Origin of the sequence: Bradyrhizobium sp. (assembly GCF_036735945.1) — a bacterium.
Taxonomy (GTDB): domain Bacteria; phylum Pseudomonadota; class Alphaproteobacteria; order Rhizobiales; family Xanthobacteraceae; genus Bradyrhizobium.
Genome location: NZ_DAINNI010000030.1, coordinates 25,600 through 41,899, shown reverse-complemented (window position 1 = coordinate 41,899; position 16,300 = coordinate 25,600). Strand labels below are relative to the sequence as shown.

Below are 16,300 nucleotides of genomic sequence, written 5' to 3'. Positions count from 1 at the left end.
AGGGCAGCAGCGGCCGAGCGGAGACCGGCGATGAGTTCTTCCGATCAGGAGCAAAGGCAACGCAATCGCAAGATCGCGGAGAACGAAGCCGATCGGCAGATGATCGGCAGTGTCCGGGTCAGCGTCTGGGCGATCGCGGTTTCGATCGTTATCGGATTCATCGCATTCGGCATCGCATGGGCGTGGCTCAACCGCTGACGGTCCACACGCCCTCGAAGCTCTGCCCGCACGGCGTCAGCATCAGCGCGAGCTTGTAGCTGTTTCCCGACTCCGGAAAATAATGCAGGCGATAGCTCGGCATGGCGCGCGGCCTCAGGCCACCGCGCCGGCGGCGCGCAGCGCCTTGATCGCGGCGTCGTCATAGCCGGCGTTGCGGAGAATTTCGTCGCTGTGCTCGCCGATGCCGGGCGGCTTGCGCGGCTGGACCTTCTTGCTGCCGTCGACCCAGATCGGGCTGTTGATCGTCAGCATGGTGTCGTTCTCGAACGGTACCAGCACCTCGTTCTCAATCATCTGCCTGTCGTTCGGGATGTCGTCGAGAATGCCGACGACGCCGAATACCAGGCCGTTGCCGTCGAGGATCTTGCGCCACTCGGCGAGCTCCCGGGCCGCAAACACCTCGTCGAAGATCTTGATCAGCTCAAGCGACCGCGCGTGCCGGTCCTTCTTCGTCTCGAAGCGGGGATCGCTGACGAGATCCTCGCGGCCGAGACAGCGCGCCAGCGTCGGCCATTGCCGGTCTTCGTTCAGCAGCGAAAGGATCAGCCAGCGGCCATCCTTGCACTGGTAATGATTGGTGACCGCGTTCAGCGCGCGTTCGCGCGGACGGCGTTCGCCGAACTTCGCGCCGACGAGCTTGGCCTGCGCCAGCACCGAAGCCGCCCAGACGCCGTTGGCCATCAGATTGGAGCTGACATGCGAGCCCTTGCCGGTGCGCTCGCGCTTGTAGAGCGCGGTGACGATCGCGCCGTAGAACGCCATCGCGCAGGGGTGGTCGCCCATGCCGGCGATCGACCGTGCCGGCGTGGTGTGTTCGTCCGCGCGCACCAGGTCCATCAGGCCGGAGCGCGCCCAATAGGCGTTGGAGTCGAAGCCGGGCTTGTTGGCTTCCTCGCCCTTTTCGCCGTAGCCGGTGAAGGAGGCGTAGATCAGGCGTTCGTTGTGGGGCGCCAGATGGTCATGGGTGATGCCGAGCCGCTCGCGCACCTGCGGCGGATAGTTGGTGATGAAGACGTCGGCCTCTGCCGCCAGACGATGCAACACCGCCCGTCCCTCAGGTTTGGAGAGATCGAGTGCGAGGCTGCGCTTGTTGCGGGCCTCCAGCATCCACGCGAAATTATGCTCGCTATGCGGGTAGCCCGGCAGGTTCGGCAGGTTGCGATAGGGATCGCCGGCGCCGGGCGGCTCGATCTTGATCACGTCGGCGCCGAAGTCGGACAGCACGGTGGCGGCCGCAGGTGCGGCGATGAAGCTCGCGCAATCCAGAACCTTGAGACCTTCGAAGATACCCTTTTCCATCGTGGCGTCGCTCCGTGACGTTTCCCGGTGTTGTTGATTATCGCTCTCTCGCGATCCCGTTCGAACGTCATTTGACCCATCTTGCAGGGTGATGCAACTACTCGCCGCCCGACATCAGCGCTGCATTTCCGCCGGCCGCCGCCGTATTGATGGTTACCGTCTGTTCCGTTGCGAAGCGTGCGAGGTAATGCGGTCCGCCGGCCTTGGGCCCGGTGCCGGACAGCCCATGGCCGCCGAACGGCTGCACGCCGACGACCGCACCGATCATGTTGCGGTTGACATAGATATTGCCGACCTGGAGCCTGTCGATCGCGTCCTCCACCATGTCGTCGATCCGCGAATGGATGCCGAGCGTCAGCCCGTAGCCGGAGCGCTCGATCGACTGCAGGACCTGGTCGAACCGGTCGGCGCGGTAGCGCACCACATGCAGCACCGGGCCGAACACTTCTTCCGCAAGCTGGCTGGCATCGGACAGTTCGAAAATATGCGGTGCGATATAGTTGCCAAGCGGCGCGTTAGCCGCGAAGTTCACCCGCGCCTCCTTCTTCATGCGGTCGATATGTGCGTCCAGCCGCTGTTTGGCTTCGGCGTCGATCACCGGACCGATATGGGTTGCCGGGTCCAAGGGATCGCCGATGACGAGCTCGCGCGCGGCGCCCGCGATCATCTCGATCATGCGGCCCGCGACGTCCTCCTGCAGGAACAGCAGCCGCAACGCCGAACAGCGCTGGCCGGCGGAGCGAAACGCCGAGGTCACGACGTCGTCGGATACCTGCTCGGGCAGGGCCGTGGCATCGACGATCATCGCATTGATGCCGCCGGTCTCGGCAATCAGCGGCACGATCGGCCCATCCTTGGCAGCGAGCGCGCGGTTGATCGTGCGTGCCACCTCGGTCGATCCGGTGAAGACGACCCCGGCAATATCGGGATGCGCCACCAGCACGCCGCCGATCCTGCCATCGCCGGCGACCATATGCAGCGCTGACGCCGGTACCCCCGCTTCATGCAACAGTCGCACCGCCTCGGCAGCGATCAGCGGAGTCTGCTCGGCAGGCTTGGCCACGACCGCGTTGCCGGCCATCAACGCCGCGGTGATCTGGCCGAGGAAAATCGCCAGCGGAAAATTCCATGGCGAGATCGCGACGAATACGCCGCGCCCACGGAGGCGAAGCACATTGCTTTCGCCAGTCGGTCCCGGCATCGGATTGCCTTCGCCGAACAGCTCGCGGCCCTGCGTCGCATAGTAACGGCAGAAGTCGATGGCCTCGCGGACTTCCGAGATCGAATCATCGAGCGTCTTGCCGCCCTCGCGTTGCAGCAACGCGATGAAATGCGCCGCACGCGCTTCCAGGAGATCGCCGGCTTTCTCCAATACGGCTGCGCGCATCCCAGCCGGTGTTGCAGCCCAGTGCCTGAAGCCAACTCGTGCAGCCAAGATCGCCGCATTGGCCTCGCTCTCGGTTGCGTCGGGAATGCTGCCTGCCGCGGGCACCGAGGCCGCGGCGATATCAGAAACGAGTTGCGCGAGTGCGGTGCGTTCGCCGAGTTCGACGCCGCGGGAATTTTTCCGTTGAAGTCCGTACAGGTCGCGCGGCAACGGGATGTTGGGATGTCTTGCATTGTCGGCACGGCCGATGATGTTGGCCGGCCGCCGCAGCAGTTGCGATACCGGCACCGTCTCGTCGGCGGCGAGCGCGACAAAGGACGAGTTGGCCCCGTTTTCCAACAGCCGCCGTACCAGATAGGCCAGGAGATCGCGATGGCTGCCGACGGGCGCGTAGGTGCGATGGGCGATGTCGGGATGATCTTCGCCGAGCCTTGCATAGAGCGCCTCGCCCATGCCGTGCAGGCGCTGGAATTCGAATCCGCTTCTGTCGGTCGCCAGTTCGAGAATGGTTGCGACCGTGAGCGCATTGTGGGTGGCGAATTGCGGAAATATCCGGGGCCGCAGCGCCAGCAATTGCTGCGCGCAGGCCAGGTAGTTCAAATCGGTCATCGCCTTGCGGCTGAAGACGGGGTAGCCATCGAGCCCGCGCTCCTGCGCGCGCTTGATCTCGGTGTCCCAATAGGCGCCCTTTACCAGCCGCACCATCATGTTGCTGTTCTGGCTGCGCGCGAGCCGATCGACGTAATCGATCACGTCGCCGGCGCGTTTCTGATAGGCCTGGATCGCGAGGCCAAAGCCATCCCAACCGGCCAGCGATGGATCTGCGAGCGCTGCTGCGATCACATCGAGCGACAATTCCAGCCGGTCCGCTTCCTCGGCATCGACCGTGAAATTGAGATCGTACGATTTCGCTTGTCTCGCCAGTTCGAGCAGCCGGGGGACCAGCTCGCTCATCACGCGCGCGCGGCTCACTGCCTCGAAGCGCGGATGCAGCGCCGAGAGCTTGACCGAGATGCCGGGGCGGTCGGGCAGGGGATTGTCGCCGGCAGTGCGGCCGATGGCTTCGATCGCGCTTGAATAGGAGTTGAAATAGCGCGTGGCGTCGTCGGCGGTGCGCGCGCCTTCCCCGAGCATGTCGAAGGAGTAGCGTTGATGCCGCGAGGCATGCGGCTGCGCCCGCGCCAGCGCGGCCTCGATGGTCTCGCCGAGCACGAAGTGGTTGCCCATCAGCCGCATCGCCTGCCGCGTCGCCGCCCGCACGGCCGGGGCGCCGAGCCGCTTGGTCAGCCTTCCGATGGTGCCCCGCGGCGTCTCGCCGGGCTGGATCACGCGGGCCGACATGCCGAGCGCCCAGGCCGAGGCGTTGACCAGGAAGGCGCTCGACCTGGTCTCGTGATGGACGAAGTCGCCCTGCGCCAGCTTGTCCTCGATGAACTGGTCGGCGGTGCGGGCATCCGGCACGCGCAGCAGCGCTTCCGCCAGCACCATCAGCGCCAATCCCTCTTTGGTCGACAGCGCGAACTCGCGCAGCATGTCCTCGACGCCGCCGAGCGGATCGTCGTTGGACCTGATCGCTTCGATCAGTGTCGTCGCCGTGCGGTCGATGCGCGCCTCCTGCGCCGGATCGAGCCGCGCGGCCGGTAGCAGGCTGATGGCCATGACCCCATCATCGGGAGCGTAGGGTGCGCTGAAGGACGGCGGAAGCGGGGCGGGAATCGGCATGGGGTTCTCTTAGCTTCGGCCAGTTTACCGGGCCAAAGGTGGCCGGAACAGGCCGCAAATTCCTCTCCGACCAGTCGAGAATCCTGATCGTCAGCCTCGGGAACGTACGACTGGCGCACGAAAAACACAGCCAGCCAAATTTACGCCGCGCGCCCCCTGGATTGCAGGCTAGCCGGTTGGCAGCGCGGGAATGCCGCGCTAATCGTCAGACACCGCCGCCGCCGTCCGGGAACTCGCAGGTAATGATGGGAGACGCCGCTCTGCCGATAAGGGGAGGCCGCACGCGCAACAATTGCGCGGCCGTGCTTGGCGTGCTCCTTGGCGTGACGTTCGGTTCGGCGGCCGCGTCCGCCGCCGGGATGAGTTCGGCGATCAGCTATCTCTACGAGTCGGTATCGATCAATCCGCCCAACGCCAGATCCATGACGGTGTGCTACGGCTTCGTCTGCCGCCGCCGCGAGATTCTCGAATTCAGCGACGCCGATCGCAAGGCGCTGACCCAGATCATGGCGGCTGGGCGCGCCTCGGCCGTTGCGGAACGCGCCGCGGTGCAGAAGGTGGTGGTATGGTTCGACCGCCGCATGGGGCCGATCCTCGGCACCAACAAGCGCGTGGCGAAGGCGGATTTCCGCTACTTCGACGACAAGCACAACTACGATTGCTGGGACACCACGCGAAATACCACCAGCTTGCTGTTGATATTGCAGGAGTGGGGCCTGCTCAAGCATCACGCGGTCGGGGATCCGCACTATCGCGGCAATACGCTGGTGCTGCAGACGCCGCACAACACCGCCGTGCTGGTCGATCGCGCCAGCAAGGTCGAATGGGTAGTCGATCTCTGGCCGCGTGGCTATCTGCAGCCACCGGACGTGATGACGGTCCAGCAATGGGTGACGGAAGATTGAGCGGCCGGTTCTTGCGCACGACCTGGTCGTCGCGCGTGCAGAAGCGGTGCCCGCTCCGCCGAACGCTCACAGTTTTTGGGTAGTTTCTCTCAGCCTACTCTCGGAATTCATTCCGAGAGTGTGCCGTTACCGATAGCGCTTGCGCTAAACCTTGAGGTTCTCGGCCGAAGTCTTGCCGCGGTTAGCGATCTCTTCGTACTCGACGGTCTGTCCTTCATTGAGTGTCGAAAGGCCAGCTTTCTCAACTGCTGAAATATGAACGAACACGTCCTTGCCGCCGCTCGAGGGCTGGATGAACCCGTACCCCTTGGTCGGATTGAACCACTTCACCGTACCTTTAGCCATTCACGTCGTCTCCGCGGAATCAAAAAAATAAACGAGCCGCCGGTCCCCGCACTAACCGGCATGCCCGTTCATCAAGGATACGCGGGTTGGGGCAGGCTGAATAGCGCAAACGGAACGGCCGTTTCGGCGAAAAGGCCTCGATTTGCCGCCGATTTTGGCTGTTTTTGCCGATTTCGCTCCGATTTTGGCGACCGGATGGCGGGAATTCCCGACTTGACGGATCGTCCCGACGCGCTGCGCGCCAGCGGTATCCGCGTGTCTTGCAAGGAGCCTTGGACCGACTTTGCAACCGCGAATGGAAAACCCCGGCCGCGTCAGCGACCAGGGTCCTTGCACCGAACGTCGCGACTTGATCAGTAGCAGACGTTCACGGTGCGCCACCGGAATCCGTAGCGCGTCAGCACGCGGCGCGTCACGTAGCAGCCGTCATAGCCCCCACCGCCGACGAAGCCGATGCCGAAACCATGGCCCCAGTGATGGTGATGATGATGGTAGCCAGGCCAGATGAAGCCGCCCGCCGAAGCGCTGGTGGGAGCCAGCGCCATCGCGCTGAGGGAGGCGGCGGCGGCAAGTGCGAGAGTAGCTTTGCGAAACATGGTCGTTCTCCTGTTGGCATGCGCGTTCGACTGTTTGTCGTGGCGCGGGTTCAAGTTTCAGTCTTACCCATCGCCAATCAGTCGCATGCCCGAAACCGCGGGTTCGACGAATCCGCGCCGCGTTCGCCGACAATTTTCTGAACGATCATTCAGATGTGAAAAACATCACACAGGCCCTGAACCGCTATCGCTGAAGCTGTTTCAGGCCGCCGCGCTTTGCTCGCCGTTAACCAGTTCCGGCAGCGTTCGCGCATCGGCGACGGTGCGCACGATCATCGGCTCGTTGCGTCCGCGGATCGCGACTTCCTGCGCCGGCAGCGCATCTTCCGCAAGTCCCGCGGTCGCGCGAACTTCATCCGAGACCACGAGCTCGCAGGCCAGAATCTTCGTCATGTCCTGCAGGCGCGCCGCGACATTGACGGGATCGCCCAGCGCGGTGAACACCATGTGGTCGCGATAGCCGATGTCGCCGACGATGACCTCGCCGCCATTGATGCCGATGCCGAAGCGGATCGGCTCGCGCAGATCGTGTTCGAGAAACTTGTTCAGCGCATCGACATTGGCGGCGATCATTGCCGCCGCGCGCAGCGCCTGGCGACAGGATTCGCGGCGGCTGGTCGAGAGGCCGAACAGCGCCAGCATGCCGTCGCCGACGAACTGGTTCGGCATGCCGCCGCTCTCGAGCACCGCCTGCGATACCGCGCCGAGGAAGCGGTTGACGATGAACACCGTGTCGAACGGCAGGCGCTTTTCCGCAAGCTGCGTCGAGCCGCGCATGTCCACGAACAGACTGACGAGGTAGCGCTCCTGACCGACGCGCGTCGGGTTCGACTCGTGGCCGTCGGCGGAGGTATGCGGCAGGAAGAGCTGGAAGAACGAGAGGTCGGACACTGGCCGCAACTGGCAGGCGAGGCGGATCGAGGGATCCGAGGTGGCGACGCGCCCGAGCACGAACGCCTCGCGCTGCGAGGGTTTCGGCAGGTCGTGGCAATCGCCGATGATGCGGATGCGGCAGGTCGAGCAGCGTGCGCGGCCGCCGCAGACGCTGGCGTGGGGCACGTTGTTGCGCAGGCTTGCCTCGAGCACGCTGAGGCCGCGCGGCACGCGCACCGTGCGGCCATTGCCGTAGGAGAGGTTGATCATGCCGCGGCGGCGCTCGTTGATGGCGCGGGCGCCGCGTGCCAAGAGCGCAATGCCGAGAAGGCCGAAATAGCCGATCAGGAAGATGTCCGTGATGCGTTCGAGCGTTTGCGCTTCGGCACGGGTGCCGATCTGCTTCGGCGACTGGGTCTCCGCGCGCCATTCATCGCTGTCGAGATCGATCACCATGCGGCCGCTCTGATAGAAGCCGAGCATCGCGAGCGTCGGCACCAGCACCGCCGCGGCAAGCAGGTACGGCGCGGCGCGCCTGTAGAACGCGCGCATCAGCAGCCAGAAATACAGGCCGATGCAGCCATGGACCCAGGCGATGGTCATGACCAGCAGCATCGTCCAGATCCGCCATGGCGCCCAGATCCAGTACAGGAACAGGACTTGCGGATAGGTCCTGTCATGTCCGAACAGCGTTTGCCCAAGCCTGATGCCGATGACATGGGCGATGATCAGCATCGGGATGCTGAGGCCGAGCGCAAGCTGCAGCGGCTCGATCGCCCTCCAGCGGAATTGCCGGCGTTCATAGAGCGCCCAGATGCCGAGCGCGGTGTGCGCCACGCAGGCGGCATAGAACACAATCGTGACTGGGAGGAATTGCCAGAACGCGGTGTGGATGGTGACGCCGGTCGCCAGCGCCTCCAGCGAGATGTTGCCGAGCGCGTGGTTGAGGAAATGGCTGACCAGATAGGCGAACAGGATGACGCCGCTGACAAGGCGGACCTGCCGCAGGCTGATGCCGCGAAGGGCGTTGGTCAGTCGTTCTCGGGAAAAGGCGGCCATGCGATCCATAGTGGCTATATCGGCGATACCGGTGCTTTATTCCATCGGTTAGTACCACGTCGTCCCTGCGAACGCAGGGACCCATACGCCGCGGCTTTCCGGTCGTGCCGTGGTCCATGCGATTTTCCTTACCACAATCGGTGGTTATGGGTCCCTGCGTTCATGGCACGTTGACACCCCCGGGGTAGTCAGAGAGAAAGCGCCGTGATCATAGCCCCGCCCGATAAAGCCAGCACTAAATCGGTCAGTCCCGCCGCGCCGCGATGGCTTGCCGTGATCCTCTTGATCGCGGCGCTGACGGCGATGCGGCTGGTCTATGCCGGCGTGCTCGATCTGCGCACCGACGAGGCCTACTACTGGACGTGGTCGAAGGAGAGTGCGCTCGCCTTTCTCGACCATCCGCCCGGCATCGCCTGGCTGATCCGTTTCGGCACCGCGATCTTCGGCGACACCAGTCTCGGCGTGCGGTTCGGTGGCATCGTCGCGATGCTGGTCACGCAGCTTCTGCTCGCCGATATCGTCCGCCGTGTGACACAGGATGCGCGCGCCGTCATCTTTGCGGTTTTGCTGCCGGAGGCCGCGCTCTATTACGGGCTGTTGATGGCGAAGGTTGCGCCCGATACGGCGATGATCCCGTGCGCGGTCGCGATGCTGTGGGCGCTGGTGCGGCTCACCGAGAGCGGCAACCCGCGCTGGTGGCTGGCCGCCGGGCTGTTCGCGGGACTGGCGCTGCTGTCGAAATTCACCGCGGTCCTGCTGCTGCCGGCGGTCGCGGCTTTTTTGCTGGTGCCGGACTGGCGGCGACGCTGGCTGCTCAGCCCGTATCCATGGGCCGGGGCGCTGATCGCAATGATCGTGTTCCTGCCGGTCCTGCTCTGGAACGCGCAGCACGATTGGGCCTCGTTCCGCTTCCAGTTCGTGCGCGCGGTCGCCACCCATCCGTTTTCGTTCCGCACCCTCGGCGAATTCATCGGCCTGCAGTTCGGCCTTGTCGGCTTCGTGCTGCTGCCGGTGGTGCTGTCCGGCGTGACGCTGACGGCATGGCGCGGCTATCGTACCCGCGAGCCTGTCGCGATCCTGCTGTCGACCGCCGTGCTGGTGCCGTTCCTCTATTTCCTCTGGAAGTCGCTGACGCTGCGCGTCGGCGACACCTGGCCGATGTTCCTGTGGCCCGCCGGCTTCGCCGCCACAGCGATCAACCTCGTGATGCTGCCGCGTGAGGGTTTTTCGGAGCGGCTGGTCAGGTCGACGTTGCACTGGGCGCGGGTGGCGGTCGTCACCGGAATCGCCTTCGTCGTCGTCGTGTTCTTCTATTACGTCGCGGCGCCCTGGAATCTGATCGGAAGGACCGATCCGGTCGGCGGCGAGGCCGGCTACGAACAGGTCGCGGCGCGCGCGCGCGCGCAGTTGCAGAAGACCGGCGCGACCTGGATCGCCACGACCGATTATCGCACCTACGCGATGCTGCGCTGGCATTTCAGGGGTGAGGTGCCGGTGGTCCAGATCAACGAGCGCGGCAGGTTTCAGGGCTTTGCCGATCCGGGCATGGGATTGATCAAGGATCATCCTGGTCTTTACGTCGGGCGCGAGCCCGACGATCGCATGCCGCTGTGGGCTCTCGTCGGTGCCAAACGCGAACCGCTGGATCGGGTCCAGCGCGTCTGGCGCGGGACCGTGATGGATACCTACGCATTGGAGACGCTGACGGGATGGACACCAGAACTTTCCCCGCCACCGGGCTCGCCGCTGTTCCGCTGGCGCGTGCTGGCGGCGCGTGACGGGAGCGGTGCGATCAGTTCGTAGCCCGGATGAGCGCAGCGACATCCGGGACGGTGCGAGAGTTGTCCCGGATGTCGCTGCGCTCATCCGGGCTACGGATTGAACTGGCGACGCTTGCGCCCACGCCACGAGACCTCATGCCTCATCATCCCGCTTGCTCAGCAGATCCTTCGCGAGATCACCGAGCGCGGGCCGCGGCAAGGCCGTGAACGGCAACGGGCGCGTCACGTCGATGGCGGCCAGGCCCAGCCGTGCCGTGAGCAGGCCGTTGAGCACGCCTTCGCCGAGCCGCTGCGAGAGCCTTGCCGCGATGCCGTGGCCGAGCACCTGCTGCACCAGGCTGTCGCCGACGGCCATGCCGCCTGTTATGGCGAGGTGGCCGATGACGTGCCGCAACAGGCTGATCATGCCGAGCGTGCCGGGCCGGCCGCCATAGAGCCGCGCCAACTGCCGGATCAGGCGCATCGCGGCGACGAACACGAACAGTACGTCGATCAGGGCGCGCGGGCTGACGGCAGTCACCACCGAGACGCGTTGGGCTGCCGTCGAGACCAGCCGGCGCGCTTCCTCATCGAGCGGCGCCATCAATTCGCGCTCCGCCAGCTTGATCATGTCGGCGCCGTCGATGATGTCGTCGGCATGGCTCACGAGCGTGGCGCGGGCGCGGGCCAGTTGCGGGTTCTGGTGGGCAAGCTTGAGCAAGTCGCTGACCACCTCGCGGCTCGCGGCGCGGTCGTCGCTGCGCAGCACGTCGATCGCGCGCCGGTGCAGCTTCTCGATCGCGGCGAGCCGCGCCAGCCCGAACGCCTCGCGACCGATCACCACCGATAGCGCGAGCCCCGCGGCGATCGCGAACGCCAGCGCGACATAGCCCAGCGTCTGGCTGCGCGCGAACAAATCCTCGATCAGGTTGACGACGCCGAGCCCGCTGCCGAGCAGTACCAGCCCACTGAGCGCCGACCAGAACAGCGTGCCCCAGCGGAAGCCGCGCCGCGCCGGGAGGAGCGGCTTGTCGAGCGGCACCGGCAGGGTCGCGGGATCGGCCTCCGGCTTGATCTGCACGGTGCCGCGCGCAGGTCGCGCACTCTCGTCGGGGTCGATGACGACCACGTTGGGATCGCCGAGCTTGAACGTCGCCGGCCGCCGATGGGGCGTCTTCTCGCTCATTGCAGTCGGTCTCCGATCAGGAACTGAAGCGCGCGGTCGAGACGGATGTGAGGCAGCGTGGGCTCCTCCTTGGCGTTGCGTTCCAGGAGCGGCGGGCGGAAGCGCAGGAAGCGGAAATCTGCCGTTTCGTGTGCCGTGCTGGAAAGCCCGCGAAAGCCGCCATTGAACAGCGCTTCGGGATCGGCGGGCAGGTCGCCCGGGAAGGTCGCCACTTCAGTCTCGCCGTCGAAGGTGTCGCCATTGGCGGTCTCGCCGGGGGCGGGCGTGCCGAGGATCGAGGGCAGTTTTTCGCGGCCGCGCGCCACCGTCGCCTCGCGCGTCGCGCGCACGGCGGCGAGCGCGACGACGTCGATCGCGGCACCCGCATACTCGGCGCGATCGGCCGCCTTGGCGACGGCGCGGCGCAGCACCGCTTCCAGCCGGTCGTGGCTGGAATGGTGCAGGTGATCGGCCTTGGTGGCGGCAAACAGGATGCGGTCGATCCGCGGACGAAACAGCGTGCTCAGGATCGTGCTGCGGCCGACGCGGAAGCAGTCGAGAATGCCGGCGAGCGCTGCTTCGAGATCGTGCAGCGCCTCGGGCCCGGCATTGAACGCCGCGAGCGCATCGACCAGCACGACCTGGCGGTCGAGCCGCGCAAAGTGGTCGCGGAAGAACGGGCGCACCACGACGTCCTTGTAGGCTTCATAGCGCCGCCGCATCATCGCCCACAGCGAACCGTCGGGCGCGGTACCATCCATCGCCACATCGAGTGGCGCGAAGGTCAGCGCCGGCGTATCGGCGAGACTGCCCGGCATCAGGAAGCGCCCGGGCGGCAGCAGGCTCATCGCAAAGCGTTCGTCGCGGCAGGCGCGCAAATAATCGGTGAACAGCTTTGCCGCCGTAAGTGTCGCCTGTTCATCCTCGCGGCCTTCAGGGGAAAGCGTCGCGAGGTGTTCGTGCCAGGGCGCCGCCAGCTTGGCGCGCGGTCCCTCGCGCGCCAGCGCCAGGCTCTCGGCCGACCATTGCTCAAAGCTCTTGTTGAGCAGGGGCAGGTCGAGCAGCCATTCGCCGGGATAGTCGACGATGTCGACGGTGAGCGTGCGGTCGGCGCCGTTCTGCCGCTGGTAGTCGATCACCAGCCGCAATTCAGAGATGTCGGTGGTGGAGTTGGGCCAGCGCCGTTCCTCGATCAGGCTGCGGACGTGGTTCTCATAGGCAAAGCGCGGCACGGCATCGTCCGGCTGCGGCGCGAGGCGGCCGCTGGCGATCCGGCCCGAGGCATAGGGCTCGAACACCGGAAACCTGCCGCCACGGGTCAGGCCGTGGATCAGCGCCGTGATGAACACGGTCTTGCCGGCGCGCGACAGGCCTGTGACCCCCAGCCGCACGGTCGGATTGAAAAAGCTGTCGCCGTAATCCAGAAGCGCCCGCGCCGACAGGCGCGCTTCCTCGACGATGTCTGAAAAACTGGGGGCCATGCGGGCGGGAAGGCTCGATGCAGGTAGGTTAAGCGATGCCTGCAAGGTGGCGATTGGCGGGCCAAAATCAAGCGCTTGTGATCGGGTTGATCCCGGGCCCAAGCTCGTCATGCCGGGACAAGCCCGGCCATGACGGAACAGGCCTCAGCACGAAAATGCCGCGATAGCCATGTTATACCGCTTCCTGATCAGCATCTCGCGGGGCTGCATGACGATCTTCACACTGAAACAACTCGCCTCGACATCGATCAACTCAGCCGCCGGCGCGATGCAGTGGAACTACGACCGTGCCGAACTGATCGCCGACGGCGTCGTGCATATCGTCGGGGTCTGTTTCGGGCTGGTCGCCGCCACCGCGCTGATCGTCCTGACGGCGGTCTATGCCAGCGCGTTCGAGATTGCCGTGGTGTCGGTCTACGTCGCGGGCCTGCTCGCGATGCTGACCCTGTCGGCGATGTATAATCTCTGGCCGGTGTCGCGCGCCAAATGGCTGCTGCGCCGCTTCGACCATTCCGCGATCTACCTGTTGATCGCCGCCACCTATACGCCGTTCATCGTCGAGTTGCGGGAAAGCTATCTGGCGATCGCGCTTCTGATCGGGGTGTGGTGCGTCGCGATCACCGGGATCGCGCTGAAGCTGACGCGGCCCGGGCGGTACGATCGTCTCGCCATCGGGCTCTATCTCGCGCTCGGCTGGAGCGGCGTCATGATCTACGATGCCGCGGTGAAGGCGGTTCCGCCGCTGGCGCTGGGTTTGGTGGTCGCGGGCGGCGTGCTCTACAGCCTTGGCGTGATCTTCCACGCCTGGCAGCGGCTGCGCTTCCAGAACGCGATCTGGCACGGCTTCGTCCTGCTCGGCGCCACCTGCCATTATACGGCTATTCTCGATATGATGATCCTGGCGTAGGATCAAGAATAAACGGGAGAAACTGCCATGCAGGTGACGGGCAAAGTCGTGGTTGTCACCGGCGGTGCCAACGGCATCGGTAAGGCGATGTGCGAGGCCTTCCACCGCGAAGGCGCCGCCAGGGTCGTTGTCGCCGATATCGATCCCGACGGTGCGCGGGCCGTCGCCACTCCGATCGGCGGGGCGGCCTTCAAATGCGATGTCGGAAAGGAGAAGGACATCCATCACGTCATCGAGGAGACCGAGCGCCAGTTCGGCCCGATCGAGTTGTTCTGCTCCAATGCCGGCATCGGCGGCGGCTTCGATCCATTGTCGGTGAATGCCGGCGGAAACTCCGACGAACCGTGGCAGCGCAGCTGGGCCGTTCATGTGATGGCGCATGTCTATGCGGCGCGACACCTGATCCCGCGCATGAAGACGCGCGGCGGCGGCTATTTCCTCAACACGATCTCGGCGGCGGGACTGCTGTCGCAGGTCGGCAGCCCTGCCTATTCGACCACCAAGCACGCCGCGGTCGGCTTTGCCGAGAATCTCGCGATCTCGCACAAGGCCGACAACATCCGCGTTTCGATCCTGTGCCCGCAGGGCGTCGACACCAACATGCTGCGCTCGATCCCGAAGGGCCCGCAATCCGGCGATGGCGACCTGTCGCCGGAGCAGGTGGCGCGGGACGTGCTCAAGGGACTGCAAGATGAGACCTTCGCGATCCTGCCGCACCCGCAGGTGCTCGGCTACATGCGCAAGAAGACCGAGAATTACGACCGCTGGATATCGGGCATGGCGAAGATCCAGACGAAGATGCGGGAGGCTTACGGGAAGTGATGTGAGGGGGAGAGCGACGCTGCGTAGCCCGGATGAGCGAAGCGATATCCGGGACCAGCCCATCAGCGGATGCACCTATCGCTCATCCGGGCTACGAAGTGATTGCTCGCCGCGAGAGAGTTGCCTTCAACTCTTCTGCGCGTAGAGCAGCGGCACGGCGGAATCCACCATCACCTCGATCAGGCTGGTGCCGGCATGCGATAGTCCCTGTTTCAGCGCGCCTGACAGCTCCGATGATTTCGTCACCCGCACGGCGTGGCAGCCCATGCTGTCCGCGAGCTTGACGAAGTCGATGCCGGGCAGCTCCAGCCCCGGCACGTTGCGCACCTGCATCACCTGGCTGAACGAGCGCATCGCGCCGTAGCCTTGATTGTTGATGACGACGACCGTGAGCGGCAGCTTGCGCTGGGCGGCGGTCCACAGTGCCTGGATCGAATACATCGCCGAGCCATCGCCGATCAGGCAGACGGTGCGCGCCTTGCGCGGTGCGAGCGCCATGCCGACGGCGGCGGGCAGGCTGTAGCCGAGGCCGCCGCTCGCCATGGTGTAGAAACTGTCCTGGCCGCGCATCGGCATGAATTTCTGCATCGCCGGGCGATGCGAGGGGATTTCCTCGACCAGCACGTCGTCGGGTCCCATCGCGGATGACAGCGCGTGCAGCAGGAAATCGGCCGGGATCGGATCAGAGGCCTTCGGTGGCGGCGGCAGCGTGCGGCCGGCCGGCACGGCGCGCTTTGTGTCCGGCAGCAGCTCCAGCAGCAGAGCAAGTGCCGGCTTCATGGTGGCGATGATGCTGTTGCCGGCGGGCGTGATCGCGGCGGCTGCGGGATCGTCGGTAATCTGGAACAGCGTGGCCGCGCCGTCGAAGATCGCGGCGTGGCCCTCGACATGGAAGGTGAAGACCGGTGCGCCGATCACCACGACGAGGTCATGCTCGCGCAGCGCGTCCGAAAGCTGGCCGGGCGAGGCGTGCAGGAAGCCGGCGAATTGCGCGTGGCGCTCGGGGAAGGAGCAGCGCGCCGAGAACGGGCTGGCCCAGACCGCGGCCCGCGCCTTCTCGGCGACCTTGACCATCAGTTCGACCGCCTCGGCGCGATCGACGCCGGGGCCGACGACGAGGGCAGGGCGCTTGCTCGCCGACAGCGCCGAAGCGAGCGCCTTCATCGCGGCGGGATCGGGGCCGAGCTCGCGGCTGACCTGGCGCGCCTCGATCGGCTGCGCCGGCCGGGCCCAGTCGTCGACCGGCACCGAGACGAAGGTCGGGCCGCAGGGGGGCTGCATCGCGACGTAATAGGCGCGCGCGATCGCCGCCGGCACGTCCTCGGCCCGGGCCGGTTCGACGCTGAACTTGACGTAAGGCTGCGGGAATTCGCTGGCGCGCTCGGAATAGAGGAAGGCGTGCAGCGGCATGATCGAACGCGCCTGCTGGCCGGCGATGATCACCATCGGCGTCTGGTTGCGGTAGGCGTTGAAGACGTTGCCGAGTGCGTGGCCGACGCCGGCCGCCGAATGCAGATTGACGAACGCGGCATTGCGCGTCGCGAGCGCATAGCCGTCGGCCATGCCGACCACGGAGGATTCCTGCAGGCCGAGCACGTATTCGATGTCCTCCGGCCAGTCGCTCAGGAACGGCAGTTCGGTCGACCCAGGATTGCCGAACACCTTGTCGACGCCGAAGGCGCGGAGCAGGCCGAAGGTGGCGTCCTTGACGGTCGTGGTGGTGGCCTTGGCTGGCTTGCGGGACGACATCGGGCGGCTCC

General features: G+C 65.6%; 13 protein-coding genes and 1 pseudogene. 5 read left to right on the top strand and 9 right to left on the bottom strand.

Going from position 1 to position 16,300, the window contains the following annotated elements; genetic code table 11:
• Positions 1-30: 30 nt before the first annotated feature.
• Positions 31-198, top strand: coding sequence for a hypothetical protein (locus tag V7E26_RS13215; protein WP_324416523.1), 168 nt, complete (start codon positions 31-33; stop codon positions 196-198).
• Here the strand turns inward: V7E26_RS13215 and V7E26_RS13210 are convergent.
• The 3 genes and pseudogenes from V7E26_RS13210 to putA all read right to left on the bottom strand — a co-directional run.
• Positions 191-301: pseudogene (locus V7E26_RS13210) on the bottom strand (glutathione S-transferase); the annotation flags it as partial. The gene V7E26_RS13215 and the pseudogene V7E26_RS13210 overlap by 8 nt on opposite strands.
• Before the next feature lie 11 nt (positions 302-312).
• Positions 313-1,518 carry a CaiB/BaiF CoA transferase family protein gene (locus V7E26_RS13205; RefSeq protein WP_324416521.1) on the bottom strand — a complete coding sequence of 402 codons (1,206 nt, stop codon included), beginning with the start codon at positions 1,516-1,518 and terminating at the stop codon, positions 313-315.
• Positions 1,519-1,615: 97 nt separating this feature from the next.
• Positions 1,616-4,627, bottom strand: a complete 3,012-nt coding sequence (gene putA, locus V7E26_RS13200; RefSeq protein ID WP_324416519.1) for a bifunctional proline dehydrogenase/L-glutamate gamma-semialdehyde dehydrogenase PutA — start codon at positions 4,625-4,627, stop codon at positions 1,616-1,618.
• A gap of 245 nt (positions 4,628-4,872) precedes the next feature.
• Between putA and V7E26_RS13195 the strand changes: the two genes are divergently transcribed.
• Positions 4,873-5,532 carry a hypothetical protein gene (locus V7E26_RS13195; RefSeq protein ID WP_442893398.1) on the top strand — a complete coding sequence of 220 codons (660 nt, stop codon included), beginning with the start codon at positions 4,873-4,875 and terminating at the stop codon, positions 5,530-5,532.
• Between the two features lie 144 nt (positions 5,533-5,676).
• On the opposite strand, the gene V7E26_RS13190 is transcribed toward V7E26_RS13195, so the two are convergent.
• The 3 genes from V7E26_RS13190 to V7E26_RS13180 all read right to left on the bottom strand — a co-directional run bounded on the left by V7E26_RS13190 (position 5,677) and on the right by V7E26_RS13180 (position 8,405).
• Positions 5,677-5,877, bottom strand: a complete 201-nt coding sequence (locus V7E26_RS13190) for a cold-shock protein (RefSeq protein WP_028351035.1) — start codon at positions 5,875-5,877, stop codon at positions 5,677-5,679.
• Between the two features lie 353 nt (positions 5,878-6,230).
• A complete protein-coding gene (locus V7E26_RS13185) occupies positions 6,231-6,473 on the bottom strand; it encodes a hypothetical protein (RefSeq protein WP_324416508.1) in 243 nt (80 codons plus the stop codon).
• A gap of 201 nt (positions 6,474-6,674) precedes the next feature.
• Positions 6,675-8,405: an adenylate/guanylate cyclase domain-containing protein gene (locus V7E26_RS13180; RefSeq protein WP_324416506.1), complete on the bottom strand. Its 1,731-nt coding sequence runs from the start codon at positions 8,403-8,405 to the stop codon at positions 6,675-6,677.
• 303 nt (positions 8,406-8,708) lie between these two features.
• Between V7E26_RS13180 and V7E26_RS13175 the strand changes: the two genes are divergently transcribed.
• Positions 8,709-10,208, top strand: a complete 1,500-nt coding sequence (locus V7E26_RS13175; protein ID WP_324416555.1) for a glycosyltransferase family 39 protein — start codon at positions 8,709-8,711, stop codon at positions 10,206-10,208.
• A gap of 111 nt (positions 10,209-10,319) precedes the next feature.
• Here the strand turns inward: V7E26_RS13175 and V7E26_RS13170 are convergent, their stop codons facing one another.
• Positions 10,320-11,351 carry a YcjF family protein gene (locus V7E26_RS13170; RefSeq protein WP_324416504.1) on the bottom strand — a complete coding sequence of 344 codons (1,032 nt, stop codon included), beginning with the start codon at positions 11,349-11,351 and terminating at the stop codon, positions 10,320-10,322.
• Positions 11,348-12,811, bottom strand: coding sequence for a YcjX family protein (locus tag V7E26_RS13165; protein ID WP_324416502.1), 1,464 nt, complete (start codon positions 12,809-12,811; stop codon positions 11,348-11,350). Before V7E26_RS13165 ends, V7E26_RS13170 begins: the two co-directional genes overlap by 4 nt.
• Positions 12,812-13,019: 208 nt before the next feature.
• Here V7E26_RS13165 and trhA point away from each other — a divergent pair, with 208 nt between their 5' ends.
• Together trhA and V7E26_RS13155 are read left to right on the top strand one after the other, a co-directional pair.
• Positions 13,020-13,718 carry a PAQR family membrane homeostasis protein TrhA gene (gene trhA / locus V7E26_RS13160; protein WP_324416500.1) on the top strand — a complete coding sequence of 233 codons (699 nt, stop codon included), beginning with the start codon at positions 13,020-13,022 and terminating at the stop codon, positions 13,716-13,718.
• A gap of 27 nt (positions 13,719-13,745) precedes the next feature.
• On the top strand, positions 13,746-14,540 hold the full coding sequence (locus tag V7E26_RS13155) for an SDR family oxidoreductase (protein ID WP_324416498.1): 795 nt from the start codon (positions 13,746-13,748) through the stop codon (positions 14,538-14,540).
• Between the two features lie 126 nt (positions 14,541-14,666).
• On the opposite strand, the gene mdlC is transcribed toward V7E26_RS13155, so the two are convergent.
• Positions 14,667-16,289 carry a benzoylformate decarboxylase gene (gene mdlC / locus V7E26_RS13150; protein WP_324416497.1) on the bottom strand — a complete coding sequence of 541 codons (1,623 nt, stop codon included), beginning with the start codon at positions 16,287-16,289 and terminating at the stop codon, positions 14,667-14,669.
• Positions 16,290-16,300: the final 11 nt, after the last annotated feature.

Excerpts from the sequence above, each read along its gene's own strand:
- V7E26_RS13215 (WP_324416523.1), top strand. The coding sequence starts at position 31 with ATGAGTTCTTCCGATCAGGAGCAAAGGCAACGCAATCGCAAGATCGCG.
- V7E26_RS13205 (WP_324416521.1), bottom strand. The coding sequence starts at position 1,518 with ATGGAAAAGGGTATCTTCGAAGGTCTCAAGGTTCTGGATTGCGCGAGC.
- putA (WP_324416519.1), bottom strand. The coding sequence starts at position 4,627 with ATGCCGATTCCCGCCCCGCTTCCGCCGTCCTTCAGCGCACCCTACGCT.
- V7E26_RS13195 (WP_442893398.1), top strand. The coding sequence starts at position 4,873 with ATGGGAGACGCCGCTCTGCCGATAAGGGGAGGCCGCACGCGCAACAAT.
- V7E26_RS13190 (WP_028351035.1), bottom strand. The coding sequence starts at position 5,877 with ATGGCTAAAGGTACGGTGAAGTGGTTCAATCCGACCAAGGGGTACGGG.
- V7E26_RS13185 (WP_324416508.1), bottom strand. The coding sequence starts at position 6,473 with ATGTTTCGCAAAGCTACTCTCGCACTTGCCGCCGCCGCCTCCCTCAGC.
- V7E26_RS13180 (WP_324416506.1), bottom strand. The coding sequence starts at position 8,405 with ATGGCCGCCTTTTCCCGAGAACGACTGACCAACGCCCTTCGCGGCATC.
- V7E26_RS13175 (WP_324416555.1), top strand. The coding sequence starts at position 8,709 with ATGCGGCTGGTCTATGCCGGCGTGCTCGATCTGCGCACCGACGAGGCC.
- V7E26_RS13170 (WP_324416504.1), bottom strand. The coding sequence starts at position 11,351 with ATGAGCGAGAAGACGCCCCATCGGCGGCCGGCGACGTTCAAGCTCGGC.
- V7E26_RS13165 (WP_324416502.1), bottom strand. The coding sequence starts at position 12,811 with ATGGCCCCCAGTTTTTCAGACATCGTCGAGGAAGCGCGCCTGTCGGCG.
- trhA (WP_324416500.1), top strand. The coding sequence starts at position 13,020 with ATGACGATCTTCACACTGAAACAACTCGCCTCGACATCGATCAACTCA.
- V7E26_RS13155 (WP_324416498.1), top strand. The coding sequence starts at position 13,746 with ATGCAGGTGACGGGCAAAGTCGTGGTTGTCACCGGCGGTGCCAACGGC.
- mdlC (WP_324416497.1), bottom strand. The coding sequence starts at position 16,289 with ATGTCGTCCCGCAAGCCAGCCAAGGCCACCACCACGACCGTCAAGGAC.